The following is a 7,014-nucleotide window of genomic DNA, read 5'->3' on the forward strand; positions in this document are numbered from 1 at the left end:
GTAATGATGTGTCGCCCCTTGCTGAAATAGGCTTCGGCCACCCCCTTGAGGGCAAGGTTGTTCGCCTCCGTCGCCCCACTGGTGAAGACGATTTCCTCGGGGCCCGCACCGATGGCATCCGCGAGAGTTTGCCGCGCCTGCTTGACGGCGGCTTCCGATTCCCAGCCGTACTGGTGGTTGATACTGGCCGGGTTGCCGAAATGTTGGGTAAAATACGGCAGCATCGCCGCGAGTACTCGTTCGTCGAGGGGGGTGGTGGCGTGGCAGTCGAGGTAAATGGGGCGGCGATCGGACATGGCTGGGTTATACCGGTTTTTGGGGTTAATGTCGGTCTATGTTATCGTTTCTACCGCCCGGTTTCGCGCCCATCGTTCGAGATCGATATGTTACTCGATTCGAGATCGCCCTTGAACGGACTGTTTGCGCCATGCTGCTGCTTTGGAGTCTATTTCTTGGATGAAACCATGTTTCCCATCCATATAGCCTTCAATATCTTCGGGGTATTTTGCGGCTAATTTTTGCTTCAGTTCGCTGTATTGCTGCGCGTCTTCGGGATGAGTCCGCATATAGTCCCGAAAGGTCAAGTGACGATCGATTTGCCCGGAACCCTTCTCAAAGATATGAACGTGATGGGTTCGAGAACCGGCGCGATTGTCTTTGCGAAAGTATCGGCGATCTCGAATACCATATTCTCCCATGGCTTCATATCCTAAAGCTTCCATGGCCGAGTTGCGATCGTCTACTCGGGCAAGATCGACTGCGGCAACCAACACATCGATAATGGGTTTAGCGTAGATGGTGGGAATCGAGGTACTGCCGATGTGATGAATGGCGGCAACATTTTCCCCGAGGATCTCGGCAATCCGCAATGATTCCGCCTCGAAGGCTTCTCGCCACGCGGGGTTATGGGGAACGACTTCGACTTTTCGAGTCATTGGGAACGCAATCTCTGACGGAGTAGCCGTTCTTATTTTAGAGGAAAGGCGATCGGGTATCCGATCGCAAATCGGATCGAATACAACAATTAAATCCGCTTCGGGTTCGAGGCAATGCAAAACCCGACAATAACCACTCGCGTCGGATTCACTGCGATGGCGAGCGATCGTCACTCGTTGTAAATTGGGCAGCAAGCGAACTACCGCCCAAGGATTTAGGCATGCTGAATAAGGCATAATATTGAAGTCTCCATTCAGAGATAAAACCAGCTTGATGCTTTCCAGGGCGAGAGCTGGTTTGTGAACTACCCGACGCTCCCCTTACGGAAGAGCGCAGGCTTCTGAATTCGCGGGGGATTGCCCCAACACGGGCTTACGCCCGCGTAGTGGTCTTACATCCCCTCCATCAGCAGAAGTCCTGGTTCCCAAGACCTTTAGCTGTCTAATTCCCTCTGCTCTAATATTGATTGCCGCATTTTCGTCGCGGTCGTGATGCGTACCGCAACCCGGACAATCCCAATGGCGAACATCTAACGGTAGTTCGCTAATTTGATAATGACAGTTAGAGCAGGTTTTCGAGCTAGGAAACCATCGATTGATTTCGACCAATACTTTACCCTCGCATTCGAGTTTGTACGCGAGGAAATTTACGAAGGCTCCCCAACCTACATCGGAAATAGCAGGCGCTAATTTATGGTTCTTGACCATACCTTTTACGTTCAGGTTTTCCACCACGATGACTTGGTTGTCGTCAACGAGCTTTCGAGAAAGCTTGTGTAAAAAGTCTTGACGAGTATTAGATAACCGCTCGTGTACTCGTGCTACGAGTTTCCGTGCCTTGTTCCGTGAATTACTCCCCTTTTGCTTGCGAGCTAATTTTGCCTGTTTGCGAGCCAGATTCCGTCCATGCTTCTTGAAATGCCTAGGATTGGCGAACCTGGATGTTTTGACACCATCATTGACGATCGCAAATTCTTTCAGCCCCAGATCGATTCCAGCAACTTTACCATTGGTTCTTGGGGTCGGTGTCTCACCTTCGATTTCAGTCAGTACCGAAGCGAAGTACTTACCTGATGGGGTCATACTGACTGTTACTGTCTTGATTTTCCCCGCGATCGGTCGATGAAGTTTAGCAATAACTAACCCCAGTTTTCCGGGGAATTTCAACATACCATCAATCAATTTGACCTTTTGTGGGTACTGGATCGATTGCCTGCCTTTCTTAGACTTGAATCGCGGATAACGCGCACGACCCGCAAAGAAATTTTTGTAAGCAGTGGTTAGGTTTAGAGTGGTTGCTTGCAAAACTTGTGAATAGCATTCTTTGAGCCACTCCGTATCTTGATTTTTCTTCAGTTTCGGTAAGTACGCATTGAGTACTGACTGCCCTAATCCTTTTCCTGTCGCTCGATAAGTGGTAATACTCAGATTGAGAGCGTAATTCCACCACCACCGCGCACAGCCAAAGTGTTGGGCGAGAATTTGTTGCTGCTCATTGGTCGGATAGATTCTAACTTTAGTTGCGCGGTGTTGCATTGTCCATCACCTTCTGTTACTAGTATATGCAATTCGCATTAAAGGAATTCCGAAAAATAAAAACGTGTTGGTTGAAAATTTGCGGGACATCGAGTCCCGCAAATTTTCGCGTTTGGGGTGCTGTCTCCCGACGCTCACTCAACGGACGGCATGACCTGCGGTCAATCAATACGATCGCCATCCGCACACAACGATCGATCCGCCTCATCGACTTTTGGATTGTACTGGAGATAATCCCCCACCCACTCGCAACCCTGTCGCAGCAGTTCTTGCAAATCCAAATTTAAATCTCGCCAGAGAATCACTCGACCGGAGTAATCCACTGAAATCACAATTTCCCCATCGGGACTAAACCGAACGTCCGTCACCCAATCTTGATGGCGATTAAACGTTCGCAATTCCTGCCCCGATCGATTCCACAATTTTACGGTGCGATCGCGACTTGCCGTGGCAATGGTTTCGCCGTCGGGACTGAAACTCACACTCGTCACCGTTGCGGTATGCCCTCGCAGGGTTTGCACCACTTCTCCTTGCAAGTTCCATAGTTTCACCGTCTTATCGCCGCTGGCAGTGGCAATGGTTTCGCCGTCGGGACTAAAACTGACATCGGTGACATCGGAATCATGTCCCCGCAGGGTTTGCAGTTCCTTCCCCGCCAGATCCCACAGTTTTGCCGTCCCATCCAAACTCCCCGTGGCAATCGTGTTTCCATCGCGGCTAAAAGACACGCTGGTGACGTGGCTGGTATGTCCGTTGAGGGTTTGCAGCAGGTTTCCCACCCGGTTCCACAGTTTCACCGTTGTATCCTTACTCCCGGTGGCAATGGTTTCACCGTCGGGAGAGAAGCTGACATCGGTAATGTGGCTGGTATGTCCGAGAAGGGGTAAAATCGCACGGCCATCGCAATGCCACAGTTGAGCGCTGCCATCCCAACTCCCACTCGCAAGCATTTCCCCGTCGGGAGAGAACGCCACGCGGGTGACCACATCATCGTGTCCCCAAACCGTTCGGACTAATTTCCCCTGAAGGTTCCACAGCCGAATCGTGCGATCGTTACTAGCCGTGGCAAACAGACCTTCGCAGTCCCCCGAATCCGGACTAAAACTGACGCTGGTGACAGCATTACGATGTCCCCGAAACGTCTTCTGGCGTTCGTCAATTTGGTGCCATAATTTAAGGCTTTCCACTTCGCTGCCGCTGGCGAGAGTTTGGCTGTCGGGACTGAAAGCAATGCTGCGGACTCCATGGCGATGACCCGCGAGAGTCAGAACTTCGCGAACGTCGAGATTGCCAAGATGACTTTTAAGTTCCCACAGCTTGATGGTTTTATCCCAACTGGCGGTGGCGATGGTCTCGGAGTCGGGACTGAAGGCGACACTATTGACCCAATCTTCATGTTCTGCCAACGTCCGCAGTTCTTCACCCGCACGACTCCAGAGGCGAACGGTTTTGTCCCGGCCCCCGGTCACGATGTACTGACCGTCTCGGCTGAATGCCACGCTGGTGACTTCCCCCTCGTGTCGGGAGAGGGTTTGACGATTTCGACCTTGCAAATCCCAAAGTTTGACCGTGCCATCGTAACTGGCGCTGGCAATTTGTTGACCGTCGGGACTCAATGCGACACTAGTGATGCGATCGCGATGTCCCCGAATGGTTCCCAGGAGAGAGAACTGTCCTTTCTCCCACTGCCAAAGTTTAACGGTAGAATCCAGGCTACCGGTCACGAGCATCTTTCCGTCGGGACTGAATGCCACGCTGGTCACTTCATCTGTGTGACCGGTGAGGGTTTGCCGTTCTCGTCCGTCTAAGTCCCAAAGCTTGACGGTACTATCCCGACTCCCGGTGGCGAGGGTTTCTCCGTCGGGACTGAATGCGACGCTGGTGACTGCCGCTTCGTGACCGGTGACGGTTTGTAGCAATTCACCCGAGGGTCGCCACAGCTTCACGGTTTTATCGCCACTGGCACTGGCGAGGGTTTCTCCATCGGGACTGAACGCCACGCTATTAATTTGGGCTTGATGTCCGTCGAGGCGGTTGCGCTCTTTGACCCAGTAAACTGATTGTTGCAGGGCCGCGACCACTCGTTTTCGGGTGGCGGGTTCGATGGGTTTTCGAGCGTCGGTGAGTTTGCGACCCAGGCGCACCCCTTCAATGAGGGCATCAAATTCTCGATCGTTAGCCGAAAGAGCTAAAGAATATTTACTGAGGGAATCGATGAGGCGTTCTTGAACGATTTCCACTTGTCGGGCTTGGTTTTTGGCTCGTCTGGCGGCGTGACGCGCTTCGAGGCTTAACCCCACCATGGCTAACGCGACCACGATCGAACCGATAACAGTCCTTTTGGCCACCCCACTGAGGCGCTGTTGTACCCGTCGGCGTTCCTGGCGTTCGAGTTCGAGTTCCACGAAAACTTCTGCCCAGCGCTTGGCGCGAATCACCGGTACGAGATAGTCGTGAACGAGTTGGTAGCGATCGGTGGGTTGGGAGGGTAATAGCAACACTAAACCCGATCGCACGAAGATTTCTAAAACCAAATCGATTTGATGTGAGGAAGCTTCGGATTTGAGATTTTCCGTTAGAACTTTGCTGTCTTTTTCGAGTTCGAGGCGGGTTTTTAACGGACGAAGATTGTTATCGTCGGTGAGTAAATAAAGAACTAAATGAGCGATGCGCTCGTTGGATTTACCGCAATTTTGAATAACTTCGGCTAAGTAACGCTCGACGAGCTTTTCTTTGGGTCCTTTTTCTTGATAAGCTTGCAGGGTTCTAATATTTTCCGACTGAAGTTGAGACCCCACCACTTGCAACTCGATGGGGCGCACTTCTCCAATTTCTTGGGATAAATCTTCAACTAGTTTTTCAATGAGGGCAGATTCGATCGGGAATTGAGCTTGTCGGGTTAAACTATCGAGAATTGATTTCGCATCGATTGGTAAAAAGTTTCCTAAATAATATAATATATTTTTGTCTAATATATTGTGGTTAATAACTTCAAAGATTGGCAAGCGATTACATTCAAGTAAGTAATATAAGTAATCTTCGCGAATCGATAAAACGATTTTGGTATAGGGTAATTCTAAACATTGACTGAGGAATTGATAAAAACTCGATCTTCGCTTGAGATCTTTGCAAATAAAAAAGAACTCTTCAAACTGGTCGAATATCAAAACCGTGAGTCGATCGCTTTGCGCGTTCTTTTGTAAATGCTCTAAAATTGTCTCGATCGAATTCAAGGCGATTGTATTTTTTTCAACAATTTGAGAAGACTCGAGATTATCGAACGAGGAAGTACTTTTAGAGTTCGATCGAACCAAACGCTTTCCCAGTTCTTTCACCCAGTCGGCATACACTTGCTGCAACACCAAAACCACATCCCGCGTGCCGATGGCTTTACCCTCTAATGAAGGAATCAAACCCGCTTGGATGAGGGAACTTTTCCCGACTCCGGATTGACCGTAGAGAATCGTCAATTTGCGATCGATCCGCCCGATGCGCTCGAGCAGATGGTTTACATCTTGCTGTCGTCCCGAAGCCGTAATTTCTTGAGGAACGATGCCCGCCGAGGTCGATAGCATTCTTAAATCGACAACGGGCAATTCCAGACGTAACCGACTCGCACCAATAAACGCCCGAAATCCTAACGATCGCTCGATAGAACTTCTCTCTAACTTGAATTTAAATGCGTTTAAATAATCCCCTAAACTGAAATATTGCTCTTGCAGAGCTTGCAGAATTTGAATATACAGTTCGGGTTCGAGATTTGGAGCCGTTTTCGAGAGCGCGACTTCCAAGTTTCGGACACTTTCGCGAGGTTGACCTAAATGCTTTTGCGCCCTGGCTAAGGCAAAAAAATACGATCCCTGATTGAACCATTTAACCCATTCTTCCTGGGTGGTAATGCGATCGTCCGCCGGAGCGTTTAAGGAAATTGACAAGGCGTGTTCGGCCGCAGACTGCGCTTTTTTCCAATTTTGAGACGCTAAAGCCGCCTCGGCGATAAAACTATAAGCACGGGCCAAACGAAAGGGGTTGGGATATTTTTGATGGAGTTGTACGGAGCGCTCGGCAACCGCTTCTAACGCTTGCCAAGCTTGCAGCCGTTGGAGAATATCTCCCCACGCATTCATAAAATTCGCCACCCAATCTTCCCGACCGGCTCGATCGAAAATTTCAATACAGCGGAAAAAATAATCTCGGGCTAATTGGCACGCCGGTTCGTAATAAGCGCGATTGAGAAGGGCATAGGAGCGCCACCACAGCCCCAAACAGTATTGTGCCAACCCCCGACGCTCCCAATTAGAACTTTGCGCCCACAGGGCTGCATTTCCCTCGTAATGCGCCAAAGATTGCGCCATGGAGTCGGTGGGTTCGGGCCCGAGGAGAAAATCCAGGCTGGCTTGGCGTTCGAGATCGAGAACGACTCCTCGACTTTTTAACCCTTGGCGGATTGCATCGAGTTCGAGACGCAACGATGCACTCGCCCCCATTTTCAAATTGAGGGCGGCATTTCCCATAAATCGACCGGCCCCGTTCTCTAAATGTT

The 7,014-nt window shown here is 50.3% G+C and carries 4 protein-coding genes; all 4 read right to left on the reverse strand.

Features of this window, described 5'->3' with window-relative positions; translation table 11 throughout:
• The coding region (locus IQ235_RS14695; protein ID WP_264322195.1) for an aminotransferase class V-fold PLP-dependent enzyme at nucleotides 1–296 on the reverse strand (296 nt) is incomplete at its 3' end.
• Nucleotides 297–386: 90 nt separating this feature from the next.
• A complete protein-coding gene (locus tag IQ235_RS14700) occupies nucleotides 387–1,172 on the reverse strand; it encodes a GrpB family protein (protein WP_264322196.1) in 786 nt (261 codons plus the stop codon).
• Nucleotides 1,173–1,256: 84 nt separating this feature from the next.
• On the reverse strand, nucleotides 1,257–2,471 hold the full coding sequence (locus tag IQ235_RS14705; protein WP_264322197.1) for an RNA-guided endonuclease InsQ/TnpB family protein: 1,215 nt from the start codon (nucleotides 2,469–2,471) through the stop codon (nucleotides 1,257–1,259).
• A 161-nt stretch (nucleotides 2,472–2,632) separates the two neighbouring features.
• On the reverse strand, nucleotides 2,633–7,014 hold a 4,382-nt coding region (locus tag IQ235_RS14710; protein WP_264322198.1), incomplete at its 5' end, for a WD40 domain-containing protein.

Origin of the sequence: Zarconia navalis LEGE 11467, from assembly GCF_015207075.1 — a bacterium.
Classification (GTDB): Bacteria; Cyanobacteriota; Cyanobacteriia; order Cyanobacteriales; family Geitlerinemataceae; genus Zarconia; species Zarconia navalis.

Bases quoted from the DNA above. Each gene is read 5' to 3' on its own strand.
- IQ235_RS14700 (WP_264322196.1), bottom strand. From the start codon at position 1,172: ATGCCTTATTCAGCATGCCTAAATCCTTGGGCGGTAGTTCGCTTGCTG.
- IQ235_RS14705 (WP_264322197.1), bottom strand. From the start codon at position 2,471: ATGCAACACCGCGCAACTAAAGTTAGAATCTATCCGACCAATGAGCAG.